This window comes from Pseudomonas linyingensis (genome assembly GCF_900109175.1).
Classification (GTDB): Bacteria; Pseudomonadota; Gammaproteobacteria; order Pseudomonadales; family Pseudomonadaceae; genus Geopseudomonas; species Geopseudomonas linyingensis.
In genome coordinates, this window is sequence record NZ_FNZE01000008.1 from 1 (window position 1) to 25016 (window position 25016).

Sequence of the window (25016 nt, forward strand, 5' to 3'; positions counted from 1 at the left end):
CTGCTCCTGTATATATCGACGAAACGCCTCGCGATTCAGCCGCTTGCGCTGACTCACCTGCCCGGCACGGACGCTCTCGGCAACCTGGTAAACGGACTTGGCCAAATCCACTGCAATCTGCTTGCACATCGCTGGAATCCTCCGAACGCCACTCACGGCACCGCTGGTGCGGGTAAGTGTGGTGCAAGGAGAGTCCATTACAGCACTCCAGCCGACGACAAAAAGCTGCGCTTTTTACCGTCGGCTGAGCTTTCACGTATACCTCAATCAAAAGGACGAGTCGTGAACAAAGCTATACTAATTTTTGGAATGCTGTTTTCACTGTCAGCTTTAGGTTCTGAACAATACGACGGAATACCAGATAAATTCATGGAGCTGGTGGCTAAAGGTGAAAGTGAGGCCGCACTCGATTCGTTTTTTGGAAAACCTAAAGACCCTAAAAAAGTCACTGCAGAATCGATTTATGCCAAGGAAAAATCAGTCAAAATTCTAAACCAATTTGGTAAGTATTATTTCCATGAAAAAATTTCAGAAGAGAAAATAGGTTCTCGATACGCATTGCTAACCTACATCATTGGTTACGATGAAAAACCTTTGTTTATATCAATCTCTCTGTATAAAAAAGAAAATTCTTGGGCCGTTAAGTCATATAAAACAAATTCTAACTATAAGGAGTTAGTCAAGGACGTCAATGAAGGTACATAGCATGAGTAAAGCCTTGTCAATCCTGTCGTCAGTGCGGTTGCATTCGCCCGGGCTAAATCCTATCAATTAACCAAGCGTTGGGGAACATGACTGCACTTGATGCAAATTCAACCTCTGGACTCCAAGATCAACTTGATGAGTTGGCAGCGCGCGCTCGGCGGGAGTTTGTCGACGTTTCGGACTTCATTTGGAAAGCCCCGCGTCTTATCGAACACGAGAGGGAGTTGGAACTCTCCAAGCTGGATGCCTACTTTCCAAATCACCCGGAATTGCGGAAGCGTAGGTGGGATTTAGAGTCGCACAAACTTGACCACACCTTTCCCTATCTCATTGCTGTGGGGAATCTCTTTGGTGCCGTTTCATTATTTGAGTCGTACCTGCTTTTGTTGGCTGGCGAAATTCAACCACATGTCGCTGTTCAGCTTCGAGATGTCAAAGGTCAGGGCGTTAGCCGCCTATTCAGGTTTTTTCGATTGGTAGGAATGTCTCCGGAGCAGGTTTTCCTACACGAGCAGGTGCAAGCGGCAATCAAGATTCGTAACTGCCTTACGCACGCGAGCGGCATGTTGGCTTGGTCGCGTGAGAGTTGCGATCTTAGAAGGATTCAAAGCGCTGGAGCATATCTCAGTCCCGAACACCGAAGAATGCGTCTGGATAGAGGGTCCAGATTTGATGAAGTTCTCGTTGGTGAGTCGGCGTTTGGTGACCGATTGGTCGTGGATAACCGGTATAGCCATGTTCTGTGCAGCTATCTGCACACGTACTACTCTGCTCTGTGTGAGGCCGCTAAATCTGTGTTTTCATCTCCGGAGTATCAATAATGTCCAGTCCGTAATTCAATCTGACCTGTTGCGGCACGAGCCAAAAGCAAAATTGGCAGATTTATTATTGTTGTTCGTGAAGCTGCCAGTTATCCGTAGAAGTTGATTTCTCAACGTGAAAAATCAGGCGGCCCAAGGGCCGCCCGTTCTCTTTCAACGCCCCCGCAGCGCCTGTTCGCGAATCTGCGCGAGGCTCTGCCGCGGAGTCAGCGCCTGCGGGTCGACGCGGATCTCCAGCAGTGCCGCCTTGCCCGCCCTGCGGGCGCGGGTGAAGGCGCCGGGGAAGTCGGCGGTGTGCTCCACAACCTCGGCGTACAGGCCGTAGGCCTGGGCCAGGGCGGCGAAGTCCGGGTTGTGCAGCTCGGTGCCGCAGACCCGGCCAGGGTAGTGGCGCTCCTGGTGCATGCGGATGGTGCCGTACATGCCGTTGTTGACCACGATGAAGATCACCCGTGCGTCGTACTGGATGGCGGTGGCCAGTTCCTGGCCGTTCATCATGAAGCAGCCGTCGCCGGCGAAGCTCAGCACGGTGCGCCCCGGCGCGGCCAGTGCGGCGGCGATGGCCGCCGGCACGCCGTAGCCCATGGAGCCGTTGGTGGGCGCCAGCTGGGTGCGGAAGGCGGGGTACTGGTAGAAGCGGTGCAGCCATACCGCGTAGTTGCCGGCGCCGTTGCAGAGGATGCTGTCCTCCGGCAGGTGCTCGCCCAGCCAGGCGATGATCTCGCCCATCTGCACCGGGCCGGGCGAGGGCGGGCAGTCGAGGTTGCTGCGGTAGTCCTGGTTGAGCTGCTCGATCCAGGCCGCATGGCGGCGGGCGTCCACGGCGGGCAGTGCGGCGGCCTGGGCGGCGAAGGCTTCCGGGCTGCTGGCGATGGCCAGCGCCGGTTGGTAGACGCGGCCCAGCTCTTCGAGGCCGGCGTGCACGTGGATCAGCGTCTGCCGCGGGGTGGGGATGTCCAGCAGGGTGTAGCCGCTGCTGCTGATCTCGCCGAGGCGGCTGCCGACCACCAGCAACAGATCGGCCTGTTGCACCGCCTCGCGCAGCTCCGCGCTGGCGGCCAGGCCGAGGTCGCCGGCGTACTGCGGATGGCGGTTGTCGAACAGGTCCTGGCGACGGAACGACAGAGCCACGGGCAGGCGCTGCTGCTCGGCAAAGGTGCGCATGTCGGCCACCGCCTGGGCGGTCCAGCCGCCGCCACCGAGGACCAGCAGCGGGCGCTGCGCCTGCTCAAGCAGGGCCTGCATCTCGGCGAGCTGTGCCGGCGCCGGATGGCAGTCGACGCGCCGGCTGGGCAGGGCGTCGGCCACCTCGACCACGTCGGTCAGCATGTCCTCGGGCAGCACCACCACCACCGGACCGGGGCGGCCGCTGATGGCGCGCTGGAAGGCCTGGGCCAGTTGCTCCGGCAGGCGCCGGGCGTCTTCGATCTGCACCACCCACTTGGCCAGCGGGGCATACATCTGCTGGTAGTCGACTTCCTGGAACGCTTCGCGGCCGAGCTGGTCGCGGGCCACCTGGCCGATGAACAGCAGCATTGGCGTGGAGTCCTGGAAGGCGGTGTGCACGCCGACCGAGGCGTTGGTGGCGCCGGGGCCGCGGGTGACGAAGCAGATGCCCAGCTGGCCGGTCAGCTTGCCGTGCGCCTCGGCCATGTAGGCGGCGCCGCCCTCCTGGCGGCACACCACCAGGTCGATCTGCTCGCGGACATCGTGCAGGGCGTCGAGCACCGCCAGGTAGCTCTCGCCGGGCACGCAGAAGGCGCGCTCCACGCCATTGAGCAGAAGAGCATCGACCAGAATCTGGCCACCGGTGCGGGGTTTGATAACGGAATTCACAGGTCACTCCTTCACATGCAAAACGGGCGCCCGTGAGGCGCCCGTAGATGGCTGAGGTCGGCCGCGTTACTGCGCCGCCTGTTCCGGCTTGAGGAATTTCGGGTTGGAGTTGCCCCAGACCGTGTAGAGGTCGGCGAGCAGGGCACCGTTGAACTCTTCCAGCTCGCTTTGGGCAATTTCCTCCTTGCCCTGGGTGCCGAACAGCACCACCTCGGCACCGGGGTGTACGTCGGGAATGGCGGTGACGTCGACCATCAGGGTGTTCATCGACACCTTGCCGACCACCGGAGCGCGGTAGCCGTTGATCAGCACCGCTGCCTTGTTGGTGAACACCCGGCGGTAGCCGTCGGAGTAGCCGACCGAGATGTTGGCCAGACGCGAGTCGCGGGGCAGGGTGAAGGTGCTGTCGTAGCCGACCTTGTTGCCGGCCGGGTACTCGTTGACCGAGGCGACGCGCGACTTGAAGTTCATCACCCGGCGGTACTCGGTGTAGCTGGGCACGGTGTCGCCATACAGGGCGCCGCCGGGGCGGACCATGTCCAGGTGTGCCTCCGGCACTTCCAGGGTGGTGAAGGAATTGGCGCAGTGCAGCAGCAGCTGGCTGCGGTCGAGCTTGCCGTGCTCGATGACCCAGGCGGACTCCTCCTTGAACTTGTCGAGGCCCTTGAGCACCTCGGCGCGGTCCTCGAAGGGGAAGTGGGTCATGATCCCGGCGACCTGCAGGCCCGGCATGTTGACGATGTCCACGGCGGCCAGCTTGCCTTCGGTGGTGCCCATTTCCAGGCCGTTGCGGCTGATGCCGGCGGAATTCAGGCCGAGGTGGATGCGCACGGTCTTGTGCTCGGCCTGCGCCAGCTGGGCGACCTTCTCGGCGAATTCGAGGTCGCCGACCAGTTCTTCCATGTCGTACTGCAGGGCGTGCTGCACTTCGCCGAGGGTGGCGGTGCGCACGCGCATCAGGCGTCCGGTGAAGCCGTTTTCGCGGACGATGCGCGCTTCTTCGTTGCTGGCCACGCCGATGCAGGGGATGCCGGTGGCGATCACCGAGGGCATCAGCAGGTCGATGCCGTGGCCGTAAGCGTCGGCCTTCATCACCGCGCAGATCTGCGTCTTGGCGCCGACATGCTTCTGCAGCGCGGCGATGTTGTGCTCGAAAGCGACCTTGTCGATCTCGATCCAGGCGTTGGCGCCCTGGGCCTCGCGGCTGGCGGCATCGGCGGCGCCAGTGGCGTTGATCAGGGTGGGTGCGGCCAGTGTATGGCCGGCGAGCAGGGTGAGGGAAATCGCGATGGCGAGGCTGTTGCGCTTGAACATCCTTGAATCTCCTTGGCGTTTTTATTCTCGGAGCGGCACATGCTGGTATGGAGCTGCCCCGGCCGGAAATGGCCAGGGCAGTAGGCCCGCAGGGTGCGCAGGGCGCAGCCCATCCCCGGGGCGCCGCTGCGCCCCCTGCGGGTAAAGCAAAGGGATCAAACGAAACCTGCCCGCGATTGCGGGCAGGTGTTCAGACTCAGGCCGCTTCGCGGGCTTCGTCGGCGTGCTCTTCGTAGGCCTTGCCGAAGCGGTTGGCCAGGAAGTCGTTTAGGGCTACCTGCTCCTGGCTGATGAAGCCGGACTGCGGCAGGCGCTTGGCGCGGAACAGGTCCAGGGCGGCGCAGATGCCGGCCGCGGTGGTGATCTGGATGGCGCTGGTCAGGCGGCCGCCCTGCACGTTGGCGAAGATCTTGCGGCTGAACACTTCCTGCACCAGCTTGCCGTCCTTCAGGCCGTTGACGGTGACGAACACCAGCACCACGTCCTGCATGGTGGTCGGTACGGCGCCGCGCAGGATGTCCTTGAGCTTTTCCTGGTTGCCGGCCAGACGCAGATCCTCGAGGAGGAACTTCATCAGGTCGCGGTGGCCCGGGTAGCGCACGGTCTTGTAGTCCAGGGTTTCGACCTTGCCGCTCAGGGTCTCGCACAGGGTGCCCAGGCCGCCGGAGGTGTTGAAGGCTTCGTACTCGACGCCGTCGAGGGAGAAGTGCTCGAGACCTTCCATCGGCTGCACCAGCTGCAGGCGGCCGTTGCGGATCGCTTCGCACGGGTGGCAGTACTCGTTGACCAGGCCGTCGACGCTCCAGGTCAGGTTGTACTTCAACGAGTTGGTCGGGAACTCGGGCAGGGCGCCGACGCGCATCTTCACTTCACGCACGCTGTCGAAGCGGGCGGCCAGCGAGTGGGCGGCGATGCCGATGAAGCCCGGGGCCAGGCCGCACTGCGGCATGAACGCGGTCTTGGCGTCCTTGGCCAGCTCCATGATGGTCTTGGTGGCATGCACGTCTTCGGTCAGGTCGAAGTAGTGGGTACCGGTGTTCTTGGCCGCCTTGGCCACGCCGATGGCCATGTGGTAGGGCAGGGCGTTGAGCACGGCGTCCTGGTCGGCCATGGCCTTCTCCAGGGCGGCGCCGTCAGCCGAATCCAGCTCCAGGGTGGCGATACCCAGTTCGGCAATGGCGCTCAGCGAACTGCTGTCGCGGTCGGCGACGACCACTTTGTAGTCGCCGGTGTTGTTCAGCAGTTGAGCGATGGTGTAGCCGATGTGACCAGCGCCAAGCAGGAGTACGTTCATTGTTGTTATCTCCGGGTTCGGTTGAATACGGAGCCAGTCTAGGTGGGGTGTCTGTTCGTCGATAAGACGTAAAGTGCCGCAATTCGATGACGCGACAAGTCAATCTGACGAGCTTGGCCGACAATATGTCGCAATTGCGCCGGCGAGACGGAATTTTCGGGCTTGTGTGCCGGCGGTGGTTGAACTGGCGCCTTGCTCAAGCCCCGGTGGCTCGATCATGGGCTTGATCCGCGCTCCTGCAGGCTGGCCAATGGCTCTGGCCAAACCCCCGATGCAGTGCCAGCATGACCTGCAGGTATTCGCATTACTCGGGGGCACGACATGGCCACCAGCGAACTCTTGGCACCCCTGACCGCCAGCCGTCTGCAGGCACTGCACCGCGACGGTTTCGTCCTGCTGCCGGGAGTGCTGGATGCTGCCCGGGTCGCCACCCTGCGCACGGCGATCGACCGCCTCGAGCCCCAGCACTGGGACTACAGCGGCCTGTGCGACCATTACAAGTGCGTGTTCAACCGCGATCCGCTGTGGCTGGCGTTTCTCGATCTGGACGGGGTCATCGAGCTGGCCGAGGCGGCCCTCGACGCCGATTGCCACATCATCGGCCAGACCGCCTGGCGCAGCCATCCGGGCTTCGTCGGCGCCGAACTGCATCTGGACTATCTGGTCATGGAGCTGCCGCCAAGCCTGCTGGCCGATCCCGGCTTCGAATTGCCGATGCAGATCTGCACCGCACACCTCTACCTCGACGACATCGATGCCGACCTCAGCCCCACCCGGGTGATCCCGGGCAGCCACCGCGCGGGGCGCCCGCCCGCGGCCGGAGAAAACCACTGGCAGGGCCGCACGGCGCAGCCGGTGCTGTGTCGGGCCGGGGACGTGCTGATGTTTCGCAGCGAGCTGTGGCACGCCGGCAGCGACAACCGCACCGCCGACCGCAGCCGCTACCTGCTGCAGGTGCACTACGGCCGGCGCATGGTGGCGCAGAAGTTCTCGCCCTACCTGCACTGGCACTTCAATCCCGAGGTGCTGGCTGCCGCGACGCCACGGCAACGGCGCCTGCTGGGTGAGCACGAGGAAGCCGAATACGACTGAGCGCAGGTCGCCATACCCAGCCCTCGGCGTGGCTCGGCCAGTGCATTGCGCTTCGCCTGCGCCATCCCGCGCTCAAGTCGAGCAGTCGGTCCTGGAGCCGGTGCGAGTGCCGATGCCCGTTCACGCAGCCCCACCATTCAGGGGGGCGCGAGTCCGCTGCTGTTCTCAAAATTTTACCCGAGACTCGCTCGCGAGCCCTGTTTTCAACGACTAGCCTCACATATAGCGTTTGGCTACTAGGGCAGATCGGCACAGACGATGTGCAACGTTGGTTGGCGGCCTGGAGAGGGTCGGGCTGAGAGGTTCAGGGTTACCGTTTATTGAGTTGCGATTTTATCTGAAGGGTCATGACTCATGGAGTTCCTGAAGAAAATGTTTAGCTGGTTATTGATTTCTGGAAAGACAGAACCGTCTGGAAATCATCCGGATTTACATCCTCTCGACCTCGATGAACTCAAACAGGAGCTCAATGTCGAGTTCGAGGCCCGCCGACTGGGTGAAGTCGGATTGCCCCGCCCCGAGGAGACGCGTCTTTCCGGACCTGAAAATAAAATTGTCCAGCGCCTGGAGGCGGCGCGACGCGACTACATGAACTGGGCCACGATCAGGTTGAAGAATATCCAGATAAAAATGCATGCCTGTGACATCACCAAAACGGTGAATCGTGCGTTGCAGGCTGCCGAGGAGTTCGAACGGACGGCGAATGGACACTTGTCCGATTATGAAGCTGAAATTCGTCGCCTGCAGGCCGCCGCATTGCAGATGGAGGAGGATCTGCGACTTTTCAAGCTGGATAACCGCCTTGTGCGAACGGCAAAGGTGGCTTCGCCAACCCAGAAGCTGACGTTCGTTTTCCTTGCAATATTCATCGTGGTTCTGGAAGGCGCACTGAATGCGAATTTCTTTGCGCAGAGTCTGGATGGCGGGCTGATCCAGGGGTTTACCTATGCGTTTCTATTGGCGTTTTGCAACGTGGCGGTGGCCATGGCGCTGGGTCGCTTCGGAGTTCCGCACGTGAACCATATCAGGCCGCTCAACCGGATGATCGGTTATTCGGCGCTGATCGTGGCGCCTGTCATCATGGTGGTCATGGGCCTGGTCATCGCCCATTTTCGCGACAGTCTCGCGCAAGGCCTGGACGATCCGGCAAGCAATCCGGGGGGCGTCGCTTTGCAGACCCTGATGAACAACCCTTTTCAGTTGCACGATATTTATTCGTGGCTGCTGTTTGGCCTGAGCATATTTTTCGCGCTGGCCAGTCTTGCCGAGGGCTACTACTGGGAAGACCCCTATCCCGGCTTCAGCCGTGTGCAAAAGAACGCCGACAACGCAGTCCAGGAGTACGAGGAAGGCCTCGCGGAAATGCGCGAGCTTCTCGAGAAACTCAAGGATGAGCATCTTGACGTGCTGGAAAGCAGCATGGATACGGCCAGGGCCGCGGTGCTCGAGTACAAGGAGCAGATCCATGAAAAGACGTCCTCGCGACACCGCTTGCAGCGAGCGCTACATAAGGCAGAGAACGTGCTGGAAGCCTTGATTGCGATTTTCAGGACCGACAATGAACTCCACCGCAAACGAAAGGGCGTGCCAATACCCGCCTATTTTTCGTCGAAGGTCGCCCTTCAGGAAATCGAGTGGCCCAGCTTCGAGACGGCGCAGGACGAGCAATCCCTGGCGCGCCAGGAGGAGTTGCTGTCCAGGCTGATGGACAAGGTGGAGCCTATCCGCGCGCAAATACAGTCGTCATTCGATTCGCGGTTCGATCAGCTCAAGTCGATCCGTGAGCAGATCCGGTGAGGGTCGATCCCATGGCGAAAGTGGGCAGGGTAGCGCGCAGGAAGAGAAACAGGGAGCTGATCAGGGCAACCGGTCTGGGTCTGCTCCTGCTGGCGGTGCTTTCGATGGGCGGGTATTTCTTCGTGCACCGAGACATCGCTCCCGACCGGGCGACGCTATGCCCGGCCAGCGGACCGCTCGGACATTACGTCGTGCTGGTCGACAACACCGACCCCTACAACTTCATGCAGCGCCAGGCGTTTTTGCAGAGCCTGACCGCGCTGGCCGAGGAAAAGGTCGAGGAAGGGCATCTGTTGTCTATCTATGTCCTGGGTGCCGAGGTCTCCGAGCACGCCACGCCGGTGTTCGAGAAGTGCAATCCGGGTGTCGGGGCGGGCAAGTCGGAAATGACCGCCAATCTGGCAAGGATCAAGAAGCGCTATGAGGACGAATTCAAGAAGCCAATCCTCAAGCTGTCGGAGAGCGTGTTGGTGGACAAGCCCTCCGACCGCTCACCCATTTTCGAAATGCTGCAGATAGCCTCCATCAACGGGTTTCGTGCCAAGGACGTCCAAGGCGACCGCGTGCTGGTCATCTTTTCCGACATGCTACCGAACACGCAGGAGTTCAGCATGTTCAAGGGATACGGTTCATTCAGTAGTTTTCTCGACTCGCATTACGGCAGGAAGTCGCAAACCGACCTCGGTGGGGTCAAGGTGGAAGTCAACTATCTACTGAATTATCCCAAGCTGCAGACCAGAAGCCAGCTGAGCTTCTGGGAAGAGTACTTTAAAAAGGCCGGTGCCAGAATCGTCTCAGTAAAAACCTTGGAAGGTTGATTATGGACAAGACCGCCAAAGTTTCGTTGAAGAGGCTTTTCATCGTGGTCTGCTCGCTAAAGATCGCGAGTTCGGCCGTTGGCTGGTGTTTCGATCAGCCCTGGTTGTTCGGGCTGGCTTTGCCCTTGCTGTTCATGGTTGCCTATATAGTCGTTGGCTACAATTTTCGCGACCGAGAGCTGTCGGCCGAGAAGTTTGCGGACTCCTGTTACTATCTGGGCTTTATTTTCACCATTGTCTCTATCGTTTTCAGCCTGGTCGACATCCCCAATATTGGCAACGACATGACCAGCATTGCGGTACGCTTTGGTGCGGCCATGGTGAGTACCGTGCTGGGCTTATTTGTCCGTGTGGCTTTGGTCAGCTTCAGGCCCAACGCCGAGGATGCCCTGACCAATGTCGAGGATGAGGTTCTGGCATCATCCAGAAGGCTCACCGAAGAATTCAACAATGCATTCGACGATCTGCAGGACTTTCGCGGCAATGTAAGTAGCGCCGCGAAGGACTCGGTCGCGCTGGTCAACACCCAGTTCGTAGCCTTGGCCGAGCAGAATGCCGCGCAGATGAGCGAGTTTTTTGCGCAAATGTCTCGGCTCAACAAGGAAATGCTCCTTTGCGTCGCTCAGGACATCCGGAATGCATCCCTGGGCCTGACCCGGGTCGTCAACGAGTACGAGGGATCGATCAAGGCGACGGTCAGTAAGATCGATACCTCCGTTGCCGGCTTTTCCCATCATTTGATCCGCCGGCTCAATGCCGTCGAGTTTCCCGACGATATCTTCTCCCGCAAGCTGGATGCGCCCATCGCCAGTCTCAGTGAGCGGGCAGGGACGCTCGGCGCAGGTATAGGGAAGCTTTCCGACGATGTGCTAAAGGCCGCCAGGGCAGTCGATAAGTCGGTTGGGGAGATCAATCTCAAGGCCGAGAGCATGGCGCAGACCCTTGACGTGGTTCGGCAAATCGCTGCGCAGCAAGAGCAGTTGGCCCAACTGATGAGTACCCAGCAGGAAGGCCTGGCGGCCAAGCTGCAGGCGCAGCAGGAAAGCCTTGCCGCCCAGGTCCGCGCTCAGCAGGAGTTCATCTCCCAAGGCTTCCAGCGGCAAACCCAGGAGCTTTCGGCGATCGCCCAGGCTTTCGGAAAGTTCGATGCATCGCTCGAGAGGCTGATCGACAACCTGTCCGTCAGCCATGAATCGACCGCACGGCTGGCGGGCAAGGTCGATGGGGTGAACAGCAATAACGCCGCTCTGCTGGAGGCGCTGCGCGAGTCGGTCGCGTCGCTGACCCATGCGTTCGCCTCGGCCAGCCATCGCGACGAGCAGGTGACAGATGGCATGCACCCATCGCGGCAGACCAGCCCTGCAACGGAGGCGCGCCTGGAGACGCCCGGCGCGCGATCCCCCTTCGACGCTCTGCAGGCGAGTGCGCCCATTTCCGTTCACAAACCTGACTGAGCGGCCAAGCCATGTCGGCAAAGAGTGATCAGGTTTTCCAGCTCTCCTTGACGGAAATCGCGTTCATGATCGCCTTCATCCTCATGTTCCTGCTGGGCTTTCACCTCTACAAGACGACCCAGGAGAGCAAGAGCGTCAGCGAGAGGCTTGCCGCTGTGGAGGGGGTGGAGCAAAAAACGGCCGACCTGAACAACGCGGCCCAGGTATTGGCGCAGGCGATTGCGGCCAACACTGCCCTGAACCCCGATGAAGTCATCAGCAAGCTGATCGCGGAGAGCGCGGCCAAGACCGAAGTGGAACGGCTCGAGCGCCTTCTGGAAGATCAGGACAGGCAAATCACGGCGCTGGCCGAGATTCAGAAAGCGGTGGATCAAGTCCCTGCCGATCGGAAGGACGCGAAGATCAGGGAGGAGGTGCAGGCGTCCTTGCTGCTGGCGGCAGAGGTGAGGAAACACCTGGAGGAGGAGACGCAGGCTGCAGGTCAGGCAGAGGAGCAGAGCGATGCGTCATCCGTCGCGGAGAAGGCCGCCGAGTCGATTCGCGAGCTGGCAAAAATCGAGGAGCTGCTCGCCGCCAAGGAGGGGAGTGCGGAGACTCCTGGCGAGCCTGCAGAAAAGCCCTCCGACAAGGTGGCCGAAATCATCAAGCGAGTTCAGGAACATGCCGCTCAGATGGGCGGCGGCAAGAGTCCGGAGGCGGTGAAGAAAGAAAACGCGGATTTGCGCGGTCAGATCGCCTTTTTGCACAACAAGCTCAGTGCCAAAGGCGGTATTGACTATCCGCCCTGCTGGGCCGTCGAGCAGACGGGGAAGATCCAGATGCTGCTCTCTGTCGAGCTGCGCGAGAACGACCTCTCGGTAGCGAAGGCATGGCCGGCTTCCCGAGAGCAGGATGCCATGGCGTTGCCGGGCATCCAGGCCGTTCTCGCCAAGCCGGTGACGACCTACGCCGAGTTCATCCGCGATACCCAGGCCATCGCCGATCTGAGCCGCACCCTGAACTGCCGTTACTACGTCAGGCTCAAGAGCACGATTGCCGACGCGGTGCAGTCCGACCGGCGGCGTCTGACGATCGAGGACAGTTTCTACAAGTACGAGGTTCGCCGCTGAGCGATTCTGCCAGCATGTCTGGCGGCGCTTCGGGTCGCCCGACATGGTCCACTGGCCGGCGCAACTGCGCCTGTTAGTAGCCGGTCATTTCCAGATAGCCTCGCCCGCCGGGGCTGCCCTCGAGACGGATCGGCCCTTCCCAGTAGGGAAACGATGTGCCCATCCAGGCGCGCGGCTGGATGGACTCGGCCTGCACATCCACGCCGTGATCGGCAACCCGGACACGCCAGCGGGTCGGCACCTTGCGGCCGTTGGCCTGGCGCGTCCAGGCCAGTTCGTCGAGCTGGATCTGCTCGCCCCGCAGCGCGACGGCGCGGCCGTCGGCGGCGATCCAGGTGCCGGCGCGGTAGTGCAGGCCGTCGGCCTGGCGGACCCGGAACAGCATCAGCTTGGCGCCACCGTCCAGGTGCAGGGAAAACCAGTCCCAGCCGTGTTGATCGGCCGCCAGCGGCTGGCTGCTCCACTCCCGGTCCAGCCAGGCCTGCCCGCTGACCGCGTAGCGCTGGCCGGCGCGCTCGATCTCGCCGCTGACCCGGTAGAACGGCTGGCTGTAGTACCAGGACGCCTGCCCCTGGCCGGACTTCACGCTGTAGCCCCCTGCGCCGTGCAGCACCAGCGGACCGTCGCTGTCCAGCTGCAGGAGATAGCGGAAGTCCTTGCCGGACGCCTGCATCTGCAGATGCTCGAGACCTTCGCCGGCCGTGCTGTGCAGCGACCAGTCGTCGATCCAGGCGCGGAAGGGCTGCGCCTCGACGCCCGCCTGGCCGATGCCGCCGCGGGCCAGGGTTTCGCCGGACTGATGGCCGTACGGGCCGGTGAGGGCGGCATGGCCCATCCACAGGTTGGGGCTGTTCCAACCGGGCTCGTCGGCGCCCGGGCGCAGTGCCGAGCGGAACAGCGTCCATTGCACGCCCCAGTCGCGGCCCTGTTCGTCGCTGAGGTTGGCGGTGACGTACCACCATTCGATGCGATAGCCGTGATGGGCGCCGTGGTCGGCCGGGAACTGCAGCGGCCGGCCCCGTTCGACCTGGGCGAAGGCGGCGGCGTCCGCGCCGAGGCCGGCGAAACCGCCGGGCGGCTGCGGCGCCTCGTCGCAGGCCCCGAGCAGCAGGAGCGCGCCGATGAGCAGGGCCTGCCTAGCGTTCATCGGCGAACTGCCTCAACAGGTCGGCGGGCTGGCGCCGCGCCAGTTGCCAGAGCGGCCCGGCGGCGGCGAGCAGGCTGGTGAGCAGACCGAGCAGGGCCAACTGCAGCAGTTGCCCGGGAAACACATGCAGCGGCAGGCGCCAGCCGAAGGCCTGCACGTTGACCACCGCCACCAGGCACCAGGCCAGCAGCACGCCCAGGGGCATCGCCAGCAGCACGGTCAGGCTGGCCAGCAGCAGCGTTTGCCCCAGGCTCAGCCAGGCCAGCCGCGTGCGGCCGACGCCCAGTGCCCAGAGCGGCGCCAACTGGCCCAGGCGGCTGTGCCCCAGGGTCAGCAGGCTGATGAACAGGGCCACGCCGGCGACCAACAGGGTCAGGCTGTTGAGCGCGGCGGTGGCGGCGAAGGTGCGCTCGAACACCGCGGTCGACCAGCGTTTCAGCGTGGCCTGCTCGATCAGCCGGGTGGCGTCCAGGCCATAGCGTTGCTCGAGCTGTTCCTTCAGCGCGGCGACCTGCGCCGGCTGCAGGCGCAGGCTGAGATTGCTCAGCCGCGCCTCGCTCCAGTGGCGGCGTAGCCAGTCGGCGCTGACCAGCAGGTGCCCGCGGGGATTGCCGTAGTCGGCGTACAGCCCCACCACGCTCAGGTGCTGCTCGCCCTCGGCGCCCGGCAGCGGCAGGCGGTCGCCCAGCCCCAGCTTGAGACGCCGCGCCAGTTGCTCGCTGAGCATCGCGCCTTGCCCGGCGGCCAGTTGTGTCCAGGCATCGGCCCGTTGTTCCAGCAGCGGCCAGTGTCGGCGGTAGCTGGGGTGGTCGACGATGCCCTGCAGCTGCACCGGCCAGCCCTGCAGGCGCATGTCGACCCGCCAGTTCGGCAGGACCGCCTCGACGCCCGGCCGGCCGGCGAGCCAGGCGCTGATTTCCAGCGCCTGCGCAGTGTCGCGGGGCGTCAGGTAGAGGTCGGCGGACAGGCGCTGGTCGAGCCAGCCGACGAAAGTCTGGCGAAAGCCCTCGGTCATGCTTCCGACCCCTACGCTGGCGGCCAGTGCCAGCAGCAGGGCCATCAACGCCAGCGCCAGGGCCGGCAGTTGCTGGCGGCTGTCGGCCACGAACCATTCGGCCAGCGGTCCGCGGGAATGCCGCGCCAGCACTGCCAGCGTGGCGTCGAGCAGTGCCGGTAGCAGCAAGGCTGCCGCCAGCAACAGTGCGGCGAGCATCGCAAAGGCGGCGAGCAGACTGTCGCCGAACCGCCAGCAGCCGGCGGCCAGCAGCAGAAGCACGCCGGCCAGCAACGCCTGGCGGCGCAACCAGCGGCTCTGCGCGGCACGCCAGGCCTGCGGTAGCGCCAGCGCCAGGAGCGGCAGCTGCGCGGCGCGCCACAGGCTGTTGCCCCCAGCCAGCAGCGCGCCGAACAGGCTCATGGCGATGCCGGACAGCCACCACTGCGGAGACAGGCTCAATTGCCCGGCCACTTCCGCGCCATACAGGCCGCGCAGGCTGGCTGCGACATCGTCGAGCAGCAGGCTGGCCAGCAGGTAGCCGCAGGCCACCCCGGCCAGGCCGCCGAGCAGGGCCAACAGACCCAGCTCCACCGCCAGCGCGCCGATCAACCCGCGCAGGCTCACGCCGCAGGCGCGCAGGGTGCGCAGCAGGCCGCGGCGTTGCTCCAGGGCCAGGCCGATGGCGGCATGCACGATGAACAGGCCGACGAGGAAGGCCAGCAGACCGAGGGCGCTGAGGTTGAGGTGGAAGCTGTCGGTCAGGCGCTGCAGGTCGTCGCCGGCGCTCGACGGCTGCAGCTGCAGCAGCTCGGCCAGCGCGGCCGGCAGATCCGGCGGCCGGACTGCGAAATCCGCCGGCAGCAGCAGCCGCGACAGCTGCCCCGGCGCCTGCAGCAGCGCCTGGGCATGGCCGATGTCGACGACGATCACCCCGGGCGCCAGTTGCGTGTGCACCTGCAGGGGCGGCAGGCGCTGGCCATCGCTGGTCAGTGCCCGCTCGCCGGGCTGCAGGCCGAGACGCTGCAGGGTGTCCGCGGCGATCCAGGCCTGTCCCGGGGGGCCGATGAAGGCGCGCAGATCCGACGCGCCGCCGGGCTGCCCGGCCACCACGGTGCCCGGCGGCAGGGTCAGCGGCTCGATGCCGAGCAGTCTTACGCTGAGCGGCTCCGCGCCGGCAAAGCGCAGGCGTCCTTCCAGCACCGGCGAAACCGGCCAGCCGCTGCGACGCAGCTGCACATACGCCGCCTGCTCGAAGCGTTCGCCCCGGCGTGCCACCAGCTGGGCCTGCGCCGGCCCGGCGAGCAGCGCACTGGCACGGGCGTAATCGGCGCGGGCCTGACTGTTGAGCGCCTGCACGCCGGTCCACAAGGCGGTGGCCAGCCACAGGCCGGTGAGGATGCTGAACAACTGCAACGGGTGTCGCCGCCAGTGGCTGAGCAGTGCCAGCAGGCTGATCCGCAGCATGGCCATCAGGCCTCCCCTGGCTGGATGCGGCCCTGGCGCAGGTACAGGGTACGGCCCAGACGCGAGGCCAGACGCGCGCTGTGGGTGACCATCAACAGGCTGCTGCCGGTCTCGCTGACCAGCTCCAGCAGCAGGTCGAGCACCGCTGCGCTGCTGGCCTCGTCCAGGTTGCCGGTCGGCTCGTCGGCCAGCAGCAACGCCGGCCGTGCCGCCAGCGCCCGGCCGATGGCCACGCGCTGCTGCTGGCCGCCGGAGAGCTGTTCGGGATAGCGCGCCAGCAGGGACGCCAGCCCCAGGCGCTCGGCCAGATGGCCGATCCAGGCCTGATCGTGGCGTCCGGCCAGGCGCGCCTGGAAGGACAGGTTGGCCGCCACGTCGAGGCTGCCGATCAGGTTGTACTGCTGGAACACCAGGCCGATGCCTTCGCGCCGCCAGCGCGCCAGCTCCGCCTCGCGGCGCCCCTGCAGGGGCTGGCCGTCGACCAGGATGCGTCCGCTGTCGACGCGCTCCAGCCCGGCGATCAGGTGCAGCAGGGTGCTCTTGCCGCTGCCGGATTCGCCCATCAGCGCCAGGCTGCTGCCGGTCGACAACTGCAGATCGACCCCACGCAACACCGGCAGGCTGCCTTGGGCGGTGACGAACGACTTGTACACATTCTCGACGATCAGCATGTGCGGGACTCCTGCATGCTGGAGTGAGAAGGATAGCTGGCCAGCTCGTCGCTCTCGTCGGCATCCCGGGCTTCACGGCTGTGCGCCTTGGCATGCCGAGGCCGCTTGCGCGCCAGGCTCCCGGTGATGACGGCCCAGGAATATCCCTGCCGGAGGCCGTTGGGCAGCTTTCCCTTCACAGTCGCGCTGGACTGCCCGAAGATCGAAGGCGTCGATGATGCGCAGGCGAGGTTCCCAACATGAGCGCGCAGCTGAACCACACTATCGTCTGGTGCCGCGACAAGGAGAAGTCGGCGACCTTCCTCACGGAGCTCCTCGGCCTGCCCAGCGCCAGCCGCTTCGGGCCGATGCTCGTCGTCCAGCTCGCCAACGGTGTCTCGCTCGATTTCCACGAACACGCCGGCGAGATTTCCTCCCAGCACTATGCCTTCCTGATCGACGAAGATGACTTCGACCAGGTCTTCGCCCGCATCCGGGGTCTAGGGTTGCAGTACTGGGCCGACCCCGGCAGGCATCGCCCAGGCGAAATCAACCGTAACGATGGGGGGCGCGGGGTGTATTTCGAGGACCCCGACGGCCATTTCCTCGAGGTCATCACCCGGCCCTACGGCAGCGCTGGTTGATGTGCCCTCCACGATTCAGCACCGAGCAAGACTCGCCGGGCAGGTAAACTACCCGCGACTTCAGCAGAGACCCGCCCGATGAGTTGTACCAGCCGAAAGATCGACCAACTGCGCCGGCAGATCCCCGGGTTCGCCTGCGAGCCCGGATGCCACGACTGCTGCGGGCCGGTCACGGCGTCGTCCGAGGAGATGTCGCGACTGCCGGTGAAAAGCGACGCCGAACATGACGCCGCGCTGGCCGAATGGAACTGCGTGCATCTCGGTGCGCAGGGCTGCGAGGTGTACGAGCAGCGCCCGCTGATCTGTCGCCTGTTCGGCACCACGGCGAGTCTGCCATGCCCCCGCGGACGCGGCCCCGAAGCGCCAACGGAGGCGCATGTCGAGCAGCAGGTGCACGAGCTGATTGCGAGCACACGCCAGGTGCTGGTTTAAGGAGGCGGCCGGGCCGGCCCTGCGAGTCTCAAGGCTTGCCGGCTGGCGTGGCTGGTGCCGCAGCGGCCTTCAGCACGTCAGCCACCCGTTTCTGCATCTCGTAGCCCGGCGTCTCGACGCTGTCGTAGTCGCGGGTATAGCGCCGGGCAAACTCGGCCACGCCCCATTGCTGGTACTGCTGCACATGTACGAGTTCATGGGCCCAGAGCGCGACGTCGTTGAGGGCGGCCTCCTCGCTGCGAAAGACGATGATGTCCACCAGCGTGACGGCTTGCACGTCGGGGTTCTGCAGCATGGTGTTGGCGGCGTTGAACTCCGTCTCGTCGCCGATCTTGTAGCGGGCGGTCTCCAGCACCTGCAGGTCGAAGTAGTCTTCGAGCTGGACGCGGATGTTCAGCGGGATTGGTCGCACATCGCCGGCCGCAGCAGTGTTGCGCGACTGCACCAGCCACGTCTCCAGTCCGGACGCAGCCATCTTGCCAACACTGTCGTAGATCTCGCCCATCTCCTCCCGGGTGCCGGGGGCGCAGAAGCAGGTGAGCATGCAGACCTCGTGCTGGCCGGCCGGACAGGCGAGCCCGGCGGACGCGCTGCCGGTGGCAAGCAGCAGGGCGCAGAGGAGTGATTGGCGCAGGAAAACAGCAGGCAAGGGGGGCTCCGCGAGGCATTGGCGATCGGCAGGCGCTACTTTGAGCATCGCCGCGCCCGTTGTCGAATCACGGGATTGGACCGCTGCGGCCCGCGTTCGTTGCCCAGGTAGCCGGCGCTTTTCCCGGCCGTGAGCCGATGGCCAGATCCCCTCAGCGCACCGGCCGATTCGAGACGATCCAGGGCGGCCTGGCGAAGCGGGTACGAGCCAGGTCGCACCCGCTCCTGGCGTCTTCAGCGCTTGATCGGGGAAATCTTCGACCCCTCGATGCCGATGCCTGCCATCAAGCCTTGCTGATCGAAGATGAACGCGTAGGCATCGTCCTTCAGCGTGGTGCTGGACAGCTTCTTCGCTACCCCGGAGTCCACCACGACCACGGTCGGCCCGACACCGATTTCCCAGCCCTTGGTCTCGCCGATATATTTCACCATCTCTTCGTTCATCAGGAACACCACATAGCCGTACGACTGCGCGCCGGCCTGCAGCCCCCAGGAACCGCTGACGGAGTTGTAGTAGCCGGTCACCTTCGAGCCGCGCATCAGCGCGCCCTCGCCATAGCTGCCGCCAAACACCAGCCCCGCCTTCACTATCTTCGGAAAGACGAGTACCGCCTTGGCATTGCGCGCGATGGTTTCGGCAAAGGGATTGGACTTGTAGAGGGTCTGCAACGCCTGCCGGCAGTCCTGGTCCAGGTCCTCTGCGGTAGCGGCAGTCGCGCTATTCATAAGGCCCACGGATATCAGTGACAGGGTCGTGAAGACGATCGAGAGAAAGAACCGCAGAGATTGGGTCATTGTCGTGCTCCGATGCTGGCGATGGGCAGCATGTGACGAGTCACTGAGCCGCAGCCCGCACATGCAACAGACGGGTTCCGCCGCCTGCGGGAAATCATCCGGCGCACCATGGGTTGCTCGCGTGGCGAGCTGCTACCTGGAAAGGCTCGATCCAGGATCGCCACGACCGACGGGCTGCGGACGAATCGCTCATGAGTGTAGATCTGAACCCGCCCCGGTGCCCGGAGAGGGATCGGCATGGGCTGTCGATCCCTCTCCGCCGGGATTTCCGCGGCCCAGAAATAAAAAACCGCCCGCGCCATACAGCGCGGGCGGCAAACGGGTACCGCCTCCAGCACCCGGTCCACATGCTCATTGCATCAAGCGACGTTCTGTTCGGCCTTCGGCTCAGTCTTGGCCGGCTGGATGTGCACCACCTGTACCGCCACCGCTTCGACCTTCGGCTGCGGCTTGGCATAGCGCTGCGGGGCGAAGTCGTGCAGCAGGCGCGCCTCGCGGGCCTTCACGCGCTCGACGTTGGCCAGCTTGACGTGGTCGTAGCCGCGGATCTCCTCGGCCAGCGCGGCGATGCGCACGGCGCCTTCCAGGTTGCCCTGGGTCAGCTGCGGCAGCAGTTCGCGGATGCGCGCGGCGTATTCCTCGATCAGCCGGCGCTCCATGCGGCGCTCCTCGCTCATGCCGAACAGGTCCAGCGCAGTGCCGCGCAGGGCCTTGGCCTTGGCCATCAGCGGGAAGACCTTCTGCAGCCACGGGCCGATGGTGATCTTGCGCGGGGCGCTGCCGTCCTGGCCCGGACGCGACAGCAGCGGCGGGGCCATGTGGAATTCCAGGCTGAAGTCGCCCTCGAACTGCGCTTCCAGCTGGGCGCGGAAGGTTGGGTCGCTGTACAGGCGCGCCACCTCGTACTCGTCCTTGTAGGCCATCAGCTTGGCGTAGCCGCGCGCCACCACCGGGCTCAGGCGCAGCTTGGCGTCCGCGCCGAGCAGGGCGCGTTCGGCAGCGGCGACTTCGTCCACCAGCGCGCGGAAGCGGCGGGCGTAGGCGGCGTTCTGGTAGTCGGTGAGCAGCAGCTCGCGGTGGGCGACCAGCTCGTCGAAGTCCTCGATGGCGCGGAATTCCTCCACCTCGGCGCTACGGCTGAGCAGCTGGCGCAGGCCCTGCGGATTGGCGCAGGCCAGGCGACCGAGGCCGAAGGCGGCCAGGTTCATCGGTACGGCGACGCCGTTCAGTTCGATGGCGCGTTGCAGCGATTCCAGGCTCAGCGGGATCAGCCCGGCCTGCCAGGCGTAGCCCATCAGCAGGATGTTGGCGCCGATGCTGTCGCCGAGGGCACGCTGGGCCAGGCTCTGCGCGTCGCACAGGTCGAGGCCGGCTTCGCCGACAGCGTGGCGGATCTTCTCCAGCAGCCCTTCGGTCTGCAGGTTGGCGTCCGGGTTGCGCACGAACTCGGCGGTCGGCAGCACATGGCGGTTGGCGACCACCTTGGTGCGGCCGTGCTTGACGCTCTGCAGGGCGTCGGCGGAGGCGGCCACCACCAGGTCGCAGGCGAGCAGGGCGTCGGCCTGCTGGGTGTCGATGCGTACCTGGTTGAGGCGCTCCGGCACGTCGGCCAGGCGCACGAAGGACAGCACCGCGCCGCCTTTCTGGGCGAAGCCCATGAAGTCGAGCACGCTGGCCGACTTGAATTCCAGGTGGGCGGCCATGGAGATCAGCGCGCCGACGGTGACCACGCCGGTGCCGCCGACGCCGGTGACCAGCAGGTCATAGGGCGCGTTCCACACGTGGGCCGCCGGACGCGGCAGGTTGTTCAGCAGTTCGGCCAGGGCGCGCTGGCCAGCCTCGGCCTGCAGGGCGCCGACGCCCTTGCGCACGCGGCCGCCCTTGACCGAGACGAAGCTCGGGCAGAAGCCGTTGACGCAGGAGTAGTCCTTGTTGCACGACGACTGGTCGAGCTGGCGCTTGCGGCCCAGTTCGGTCTCCAGCGGCACCAGCGACAGGCAGTTGGAGGCCACGCCGCAGTCGCCGCAGCCTTCGCATACGGCCTGGTTGATGAACAGGCGGCGATCCGGGTCGGGGAATTCGCCCTTCTTGCGGCGGCGGCGCTTCTCGGCGGCGCAGGTCTGTTCGTAGATCAGTACGGTGACGCCTGAGGTTTCGCGCAGTTCGCGCTGCACCTTGTCCAGATCCTCGCGCGGGTGGAAGGCGGTGCTGGCCGGGAAGCGGCTGCGCTGGCTGTCGTACTTGGCGATGTCGTCGCTGAGCACCACCACCTTGCGTGCGCCCTCGGCGCTCACCTGCTGGGCGATGGCGTCGACGGTGATGGTGCCGTCCACCGGCTGGCCGCCGGTCATGGCCACCGCGTCGTTGAACAGGATCTTGTAGGTGATGTTGGCCTTGGCGGCGATCGACTGGCGGATCGCCAGGTAGCCGGAGTGGTAGTAGGTGCCGTCGCCGAGGTTCTGGAACACGTGCGGCACCCTGGTGAAGCGCGAGTGGGCAGCCCAGTCGACGCCTTCGCCGCCCATCTGGATCAGGCCGGTGGTCTCGCGGTCCATCCAGTTGGCCATGAAGTGGCAGCCGATGCCGGCCAGGGCGCGCGAGCCTTCCGGCACCTTGGTCGAGCTGTTGTGCGGGCAGCCGGAGCAGAAGTAGGGCGAGCGGCGCACGGCGTCGGCCAGGTTGCTCAGTTGCGGCGGCGCGGTGAAGTCGCAGACCAGTTGGCGACGATCCAGATCGCCGGTCAGGCGCGCCAGCCAGTCGGCCAGCACCGGCATGATGCGTGACGGGCGTAGCTCGCCGAGCGAGGAGAGCAGCGGCTTGCCGTCGACGTCCTGCTTGCCGAGCAGACGCGGGCGCAGCTCGGTCGGCTGGTTGTAGAGCATCTCGCGCAGCTGGCGCTCGATCACTGGCGCCTTTTCCTCGATCACCAGCAGCTCTTCGAGGCCGAGGGCGAACTCCAGAGCGCGGGTCGGCTCGATGGGGAAGGACAGGCCGACCTTGTAGACGCGAATGCCGGCGCGGGCCAGGTCGTCGAGGCCGATGTCGAGGCGGCGCAGGCACTCGAGGAAGTCGAGGTGGGCCTTGCCGCAGGTGACGATGCCGAACCGCGCCTGCTCGCAGGCGACGATGGTCTTGTCGATGCTGTTGGTCTTGGCGAAGGCGCGCACGGCGTCGAGCTTGTCGGCCTGGCGGGCTTCGAGCTGCAGGGACGGCAGGTCCGGCCAGCGGTAGTGCAGGCCGCCGGCCGGCGCGGTGTAGTCCACCGGGGCCTCGAAGCGGGTCTGGATGCGGTCGAGGTCGACGGTCGAGCCGCTTTCCACCACCTCGGAGAGGGCGGTGAAGCCGACCCAGGCGCCGGAGAAGCGCGACAGCGCCCACCCGTACAGGCCGAACTCGAGGTATTCGGCAATGGTCGCCGGGGAAACGGTCGGCACGCTCCAGGCCTGGAAGGCCAGGTCGCTCTGGTGCGGCATGGACGAGGACACGCAGCCGTGGTCGTCGCCAGCGACGATCAGCACGCCGCCGTTGGGCGAGGAGCCGTAGGCGTGGCCGTGCTTGAGGGCATCGCCGGCGCGGTCGACGCCCGGACCCTTGCCGTACCAGTAGGCGAACACGCCCTCGACGGTGCGCTCGGGGTCGGATTCGACCTGCTGGGTGCCGAGCACCGCGGTGCCGCCCAGTTCTTCGTTGATCGCGGGGAGGAATTCGATCTGGTTGTCGGCCAGCATGCGCTTGGCCTTCCACAGCGCCTGGTCGACCATACCCAGCGGCGAGCCACGGTAGCCGCTGATGAAGCCGGCGGTGTTCAGGCCACGCTCGCGGTCGATGGCGCGCTGCATCAGCGGCAGGCGTACCAGCGCCTGGGTGCCAGTGAGGAAAATCTGGCCGCGGGTGGCCTTGAGGTTGTCGCTCAGCTGGTAGTCGCTGCGCAGCTGCACGGTGCTGGCGCGATCGGTCGCATGGGTCATTGTTGTTGTCCTGCGCGGTGTTGTTCTGTGGGGAATAGTGTTCCCCAGCCGGCGCAGTTTTTTGTTTCTCTTTTTCCTGGTCAGGCGGTAAATTTGAGGATGAATTACTCTTCAAAAGCCTTATCGGAGAATGAAATGCTCGACAAATTCGCCCGCCAGCTGCTCCGCGAGTTGCAGCGCGACGCCCGGCAGACCATGCAGCAGCTCGCCGAGCGGGTCGGCCTGTCGACCACGCCCTGCTGGCGGCGCATCAAGGAGCTGGAGGAGGAGGGGGTGATCCGCCGCTACACGGTGCTGGTGGATCGCGAGAAGGTCGGCCTGCAGAACTGCGTGTTCGCCGAGGTGGCGCTGAGCCGCCACGCCGGCGACGTGACCGCCGAGTTCGAGGCGGCGGTGGCCGCCACCCCGGAGATCGTCGCCTGCTACGCCACCACCGGCAAGGCCGACTACCTGATCAAGGTGGTCACCAGCGACATCAAGGCCTACGACGAGGTGCTGCAGCAGCGCATCTTCCGCCTGCCCGGCGTGGCCAGCGTGCATACCAGCGTGGTGCTCAGGGAGGTGAAGGACGAGGTGAGTCTGCCGTTGTGAGGGTGAGGCGGCCGTGTAGGCTAGATGATTCCTGCTACCACAATTGATAGGAGTCTTCGTCGTCACTATTCCCCTGTTGCCGTTGCATAGGCTGCCCGTCCGGCGGAGGCACAACTTGCGGTGGTGGTTCTTGCAGTGGTTGTTCTTGCGCTGGCGGTTCGTAGCGGGCCGGCTGCATGACGGTGCTGGCGAGGCTGCCCTCGATTTGTTCCGATAGGGCGTAGACCCCGGCCATCACTCCAGTCTTGGGGTTGTGCACCAGGTCGAGCCACTTCTCGTCAAAGGCGGCGTGCAGATTGCTGCGCAGCTGCGCCTCCATTTTCGGCCGTTCGTTTTCGCGCAGCATGGCGGTGAAGGCTGCGGTTCCCAGGGATATCACCAGGCCTGCCGCCCGGCCGACCATCGCCGAGACTGCGCCGGCGACACCGCGGGTGGTGCGCTCGGTCACCAGGCTCTCGCTGGTCATTCTCGCGACTGGCGTTATGCCGGCTTGCGCCGACCAGGTTCCCGCGGCACCAGGAATATTGTGGAGTCGCGTGACCAAGGCCGCATAGGCCGGCTGACTGTCGATTGGCTCGGCGGTGACAAGCTGGTAGAGCGAAGCGCCAGGCTCCAGTTCGATCGCGGGAATGTCCTGGAGCCGGTTGTCGAACTGATCCAGAGGCACACCGTAGCGCGGCGGGATGTCCTGGAGTTGCTCGCGCAGGAGGCGGACGTACAGTTGTGTCGTCTGCGCCATGATCCAGTCGGGACGGATCTCCTTGGCGACGGGTTCCAGCACGCGATCCTGGTATTGCTCCTGCAGATAGAGCGCCAGGCGATCCACGGCCGGATATTTCGCGCCCTCTGCGTTCAGCTGGTACCAGGTCACCTTCATGGTCAGCCATTGCCGGGTCCAGTAGCTGGAAAACCACGGAATGAACTCCGCCTCGGTGCGCTGGTAGACGAGGGTCCTCCAGCGCTGCATGAGTTCGCGGGAATAGTCCTTGGCCTCCCCTGTGGCGTCCTTCGACGCAGCGACTATGTCGCTGTCGATCTGCCGCCAGGTACTTTGCGAGATGACCACCGGCGTAGGAGGCGGCTCAGGGGGGCGTTCCTTACTGGCGCACCCTGCCACTGCCACCAGCAAGGCGATGATCAGGGCACGCAGGTTCAACATCGCGGGCTCGTTAGGCAGCTTCGACAGCGGCATCCAATCCACCAGCGGACAGGTTGCCAGTGGGCCCTTCACGCGGTTCATAAGGGGTTCGACTGCTCCGCAGACCTCAAAGGGCTGCTCTCTCCCTCTCAACAAACTGCATGCGGAGCCTGCGCAGTTTTGCCAGCCTCAAGAGCGGAACGTCCAGTACGTCCGACCACGGTTCATTGAGTTTAGGTGGTACAAAGAGGAAGCAGCAGAGCCGTTGGGCGGATAAGGGACCCACAGTGGGTCAGTCTTGG

The 25016-nt window shown here is 64.5% G+C and carries 20 protein-coding genes and 1 pseudogene; 10 read left to right on the forward strand and 11 right to left on the reverse strand.

Annotation, left to right across the window (positions count from 1 at the left end):
• Nucleotides 1–129, reverse strand: a pseudogene (locus tag BMZ19_RS22130) (IS110 family transposase); the annotation flags it as partial.
• 153 nt (nt 130–282) lie between these two features.
• Between BMZ19_RS22130 and BMZ19_RS22135 the strand changes: the two are divergent.
• Nucleotides 283–705: a hypothetical protein gene (locus tag BMZ19_RS22135; protein WP_139214658.1), complete on the forward strand. Its 423-nt coding sequence runs from the start codon at nt 283–285 to the stop codon at nt 703–705.
• Nucleotides 706–791: 86 nt separating this feature from the next.
• Nucleotides 792–1526 (forward strand): hypothetical protein, encoded by a 735-nt coding sequence (locus tag BMZ19_RS22140; RefSeq protein ID WP_139214659.1) that lies wholly within the window; start codon nt 792–794, stop codon nt 1524–1526.
• A 153-nt stretch (nt 1527–1679) separates the two neighbouring features.
• Here the strand turns inward: BMZ19_RS22140 and BMZ19_RS11040 are convergent, their stop codons facing one another.
• From BMZ19_RS11040 to BMZ19_RS11050, 3 genes are all read right to left on the reverse strand, one after another.
• Complete coding sequence (locus tag BMZ19_RS11040) at nt 1680–3362, reverse strand: thiamine pyrophosphate-binding protein (protein WP_090310840.1); 1683 nt, start codon at nt 3360–3362, stop codon at nt 1680–1682.
• 66 nt (nt 3363–3428) lie between these two features.
• Entirely contained in the window at nt 3429–4676 is a 1248-nt protein-coding gene (alr, locus tag BMZ19_RS11045) for an alanine racemase (protein WP_090310841.1), read from the reverse strand.
• 196 nt (nt 4677–4872) lie between these two features.
• Nucleotides 4873–5970 (reverse strand): saccharopine dehydrogenase family protein, encoded by a 1098-nt coding sequence (locus BMZ19_RS11050; protein ID WP_090310843.1) that lies wholly within the window; start codon nt 5968–5970, stop codon nt 4873–4875.
• Between the two features lie 321 nt (nt 5971–6291).
• Between BMZ19_RS11050 and BMZ19_RS11055 the strand changes: the two genes are divergently transcribed.
• From BMZ19_RS11055 to BMZ19_RS11080, 5 genes are all read left to right on the forward strand, one after another.
• On the forward strand, nt 6292–7062 hold the full coding sequence (locus BMZ19_RS11055; RefSeq protein ID WP_090310845.1) for a phytanoyl-CoA dioxygenase family protein: 771 nt from the start codon (nt 6292–6294) through the stop codon (nt 7060–7062).
• Nucleotides 7063–7416: 354 nt separating this feature from the next.
• Nucleotides 7417–8859 carry a hypothetical protein gene (locus BMZ19_RS11065; RefSeq protein WP_139214660.1) on the forward strand — a complete coding sequence of 481 codons (1443 nt, stop codon included), beginning with the start codon at nt 7417–7419 and terminating at the stop codon, nt 8857–8859.
• An 11-nt stretch (nt 8860–8870) separates the two neighbouring features.
• Nucleotides 8871–9677, forward strand: coding sequence for a hypothetical protein (locus BMZ19_RS11070; protein WP_090311205.1), 807 nt, complete (start codon nt 8871–8873; stop codon nt 9675–9677).
• A 2-nt stretch (nt 9678–9679) separates the two neighbouring features.
• The gene (locus BMZ19_RS11075) at nt 9680–11131 is read left to right on the forward strand and encodes a hypothetical protein (protein WP_090310851.1); all 1452 of its coding nucleotides are present in this window, start codon (nt 9680–9682) and stop codon (nt 11129–11131) included.
• A gap of 65 nt (nt 11132–11196) precedes the next feature.
• On the forward strand, nt 11197–12240 hold the full coding sequence (locus tag BMZ19_RS11080; RefSeq protein WP_139214661.1) for a hypothetical protein: 1044 nt from the start codon (nt 11197–11199) through the stop codon (nt 12238–12240).
• Nucleotides 12241–12313: 73 nt separating this feature from the next.
• Here BMZ19_RS11080 and BMZ19_RS11085 read toward each other — a convergent pair whose 3' ends face one another.
• From BMZ19_RS11085 to BMZ19_RS11095, 3 genes are read right to left on the reverse strand one after another with little or no spacing between them, the layout of a single operon-like run.
• On the reverse strand, nt 12314–13387 hold the full coding sequence (locus BMZ19_RS11085) for a lipocalin-like domain-containing protein (protein WP_090310854.1): 1074 nt from the start codon (nt 13385–13387) through the stop codon (nt 12314–12316).
• Complete coding sequence (locus BMZ19_RS11090; RefSeq protein WP_090310855.1) at nt 13377–15854, reverse strand: ABC transporter permease; 2478 nt, start codon at nt 15852–15854, stop codon at nt 13377–13379. The genes BMZ19_RS11085 and BMZ19_RS11090 overlap by 11 nt, the downstream gene beginning before the upstream one ends.
• Nucleotides 15854–16519: an ABC transporter ATP-binding protein gene (locus tag BMZ19_RS11095; protein WP_090310857.1), complete on the reverse strand. Its 666-nt coding sequence runs from the start codon at nt 16517–16519 to the stop codon at nt 15854–15856. The genes BMZ19_RS11090 and BMZ19_RS11095 overlap by 1 nt, the downstream gene beginning before the upstream one ends.
• A gap of 239 nt (nt 16520–16758) precedes the next feature.
• On the opposite strand from BMZ19_RS11095, the gene BMZ19_RS11100 reads away from it, so the two are divergent.
• Both BMZ19_RS11100 and BMZ19_RS11105 read left to right on the forward strand, forming a co-directional pair.
• On the forward strand, nt 16759–17142 hold the full coding sequence (locus BMZ19_RS11100; protein WP_090310860.1) for a VOC family protein: 384 nt from the start codon (nt 16759–16761) through the stop codon (nt 17140–17142).
• 78 nt (nt 17143–17220) lie between these two features.
• Nucleotides 17221–17574 (forward strand): YkgJ family cysteine cluster protein, encoded by a 354-nt coding sequence (locus BMZ19_RS11105; RefSeq protein WP_090310862.1) that lies wholly within the window; start codon nt 17221–17223, stop codon nt 17572–17574.
• A gap of 28 nt (nt 17575–17602) precedes the next feature.
• Here BMZ19_RS11105 and BMZ19_RS11110 read toward each other — a convergent pair whose 3' ends face one another.
• The 3 genes from BMZ19_RS11110 to BMZ19_RS11120 form a co-directional block, all read right to left on the reverse strand.
• Complete coding sequence (locus BMZ19_RS11110) at nt 17603–18223, reverse strand: eCIS core domain-containing protein (protein WP_244517170.1); 621 nt, start codon at nt 18221–18223, stop codon at nt 17603–17605.
• Nucleotides 18224–18456: 233 nt separating this feature from the next.
• Nucleotides 18457–19017, reverse strand: coding sequence for a lipid-binding SYLF domain-containing protein (locus BMZ19_RS11115; RefSeq protein WP_090310867.1), 561 nt, complete (start codon nt 19015–19017; stop codon nt 18457–18459).
• Nucleotides 19018–19376: 359 nt separating this feature from the next.
• Nucleotides 19377–22985 (reverse strand): indolepyruvate ferredoxin oxidoreductase family protein, encoded by a 3609-nt coding sequence (locus tag BMZ19_RS11120; protein WP_090310869.1) that lies wholly within the window; start codon nt 22983–22985, stop codon nt 19377–19379.
• A gap of 135 nt (nt 22986–23120) precedes the next feature.
• Here BMZ19_RS11120 and BMZ19_RS11125 point away from each other — a divergent pair, with 135 nt between their 5' ends.
• Nucleotides 23121–23576, forward strand: a complete 456-nt coding sequence (locus BMZ19_RS11125) for an Lrp/AsnC family transcriptional regulator (protein ID WP_136488324.1) — start codon at nt 23121–23123, stop codon at nt 23574–23576.
• A 34-nt stretch (nt 23577–23610) separates the two neighbouring features.
• Here the strand turns inward: BMZ19_RS11125 and BMZ19_RS11130 are convergent, their stop codons facing one another.
• Nucleotides 23611–24816, reverse strand: coding sequence for a hypothetical protein (locus tag BMZ19_RS11130; RefSeq protein ID WP_212633217.1), 1206 nt, complete (start codon nt 24814–24816; stop codon nt 23611–23613).
• Between the last annotated feature and the right edge of the window lie 200 nt (nt 24817–25016).

What these genes read in the sequence shown, in the direction of transcription:
- BMZ19_RS11080 (WP_139214661.1), top strand. Translation starts at nt 11,197, where the DNA reads ATGATCGCCTTCATCCTCATGTTCCTGCTGGGCTTTCACCTCTACAAG.
- BMZ19_RS11075 (WP_090310851.1), top strand. Translation starts at nt 9,680, where the DNA reads ATGGACAAGACCGCCAAAGTTTCGTTGAAGAGGCTTTTCATCGTGGTC.
- BMZ19_RS11130 (WP_212633217.1), bottom strand. Translation starts at nt 24,816, where the DNA reads ATGAACCGCGTGAAGGGCCCACTGGCAACCTGTCCGCTGGTGGATTGG.
- BMZ19_RS11105 (WP_090310862.1), top strand. Translation starts at nt 17,221, where the DNA reads ATGAGTTGTACCAGCCGAAAGATCGACCAACTGCGCCGGCAGATCCCC.
- BMZ19_RS11070 (WP_090311205.1), top strand. Translation starts at nt 8,871, where the DNA reads ATGGCGAAAGTGGGCAGGGTAGCGCGCAGGAAGAGAAACAGGGAGCTG.
- BMZ19_RS11120 (WP_090310869.1), bottom strand. Translation starts at nt 22,985, where the DNA reads ATGACCCATGCGACCGATCGCGCCAGCACCGTGCAGCTGCGCAGCGAC.
- BMZ19_RS11115 (WP_090310867.1), bottom strand. Translation starts at nt 19,017, where the DNA reads ATGACCCAATCTCTGCGGTTCTTTCTCTCGATCGTCTTCACGACCCTG.
- BMZ19_RS11125 (WP_136488324.1), top strand. Translation starts at nt 23,121, where the DNA reads ATGCTCGACAAATTCGCCCGCCAGCTGCTCCGCGAGTTGCAGCGCGAC.
- BMZ19_RS22140 (WP_139214659.1), top strand. Translation starts at nt 792, where the DNA reads ATGACTGCACTTGATGCAAATTCAACCTCTGGACTCCAAGATCAACTT.
- BMZ19_RS11085 (WP_090310854.1), bottom strand. Translation starts at nt 13,387, where the DNA reads ATGAACGCTAGGCAGGCCCTGCTCATCGGCGCGCTCCTGCTGCTCGGG.
- BMZ19_RS11065 (WP_139214660.1), top strand. Translation starts at nt 7,417, where the DNA reads ATGGAGTTCCTGAAGAAAATGTTTAGCTGGTTATTGATTTCTGGAAAG.
- alr (WP_090310841.1), bottom strand. Translation starts at nt 4,676, where the DNA reads ATGTTCAAGCGCAACAGCCTCGCCATCGCGATTTCCCTCACCCTGCTC.
- BMZ19_RS11050 (WP_090310843.1), bottom strand. Translation starts at nt 5,970, where the DNA reads ATGAACGTACTCCTGCTTGGCGCTGGTCACATCGGCTACACCATCGCT.
- BMZ19_RS11055 (WP_090310845.1), top strand. Translation starts at nt 6,292, where the DNA reads ATGGCCACCAGCGAACTCTTGGCACCCCTGACCGCCAGCCGTCTGCAG.
- BMZ19_RS11100 (WP_090310860.1), top strand. Translation starts at nt 16,759, where the DNA reads ATGAGCGCGCAGCTGAACCACACTATCGTCTGGTGCCGCGACAAGGAG.
- BMZ19_RS11090 (WP_090310855.1), bottom strand. Translation starts at nt 15,854, where the DNA reads ATGGCCATGCTGCGGATCAGCCTGCTGGCACTGCTCAGCCACTGGCGG.
- BMZ19_RS11095 (WP_090310857.1), bottom strand. Translation starts at nt 16,519, where the DNA reads ATGCTGATCGTCGAGAATGTGTACAAGTCGTTCGTCACCGCCCAAGGC.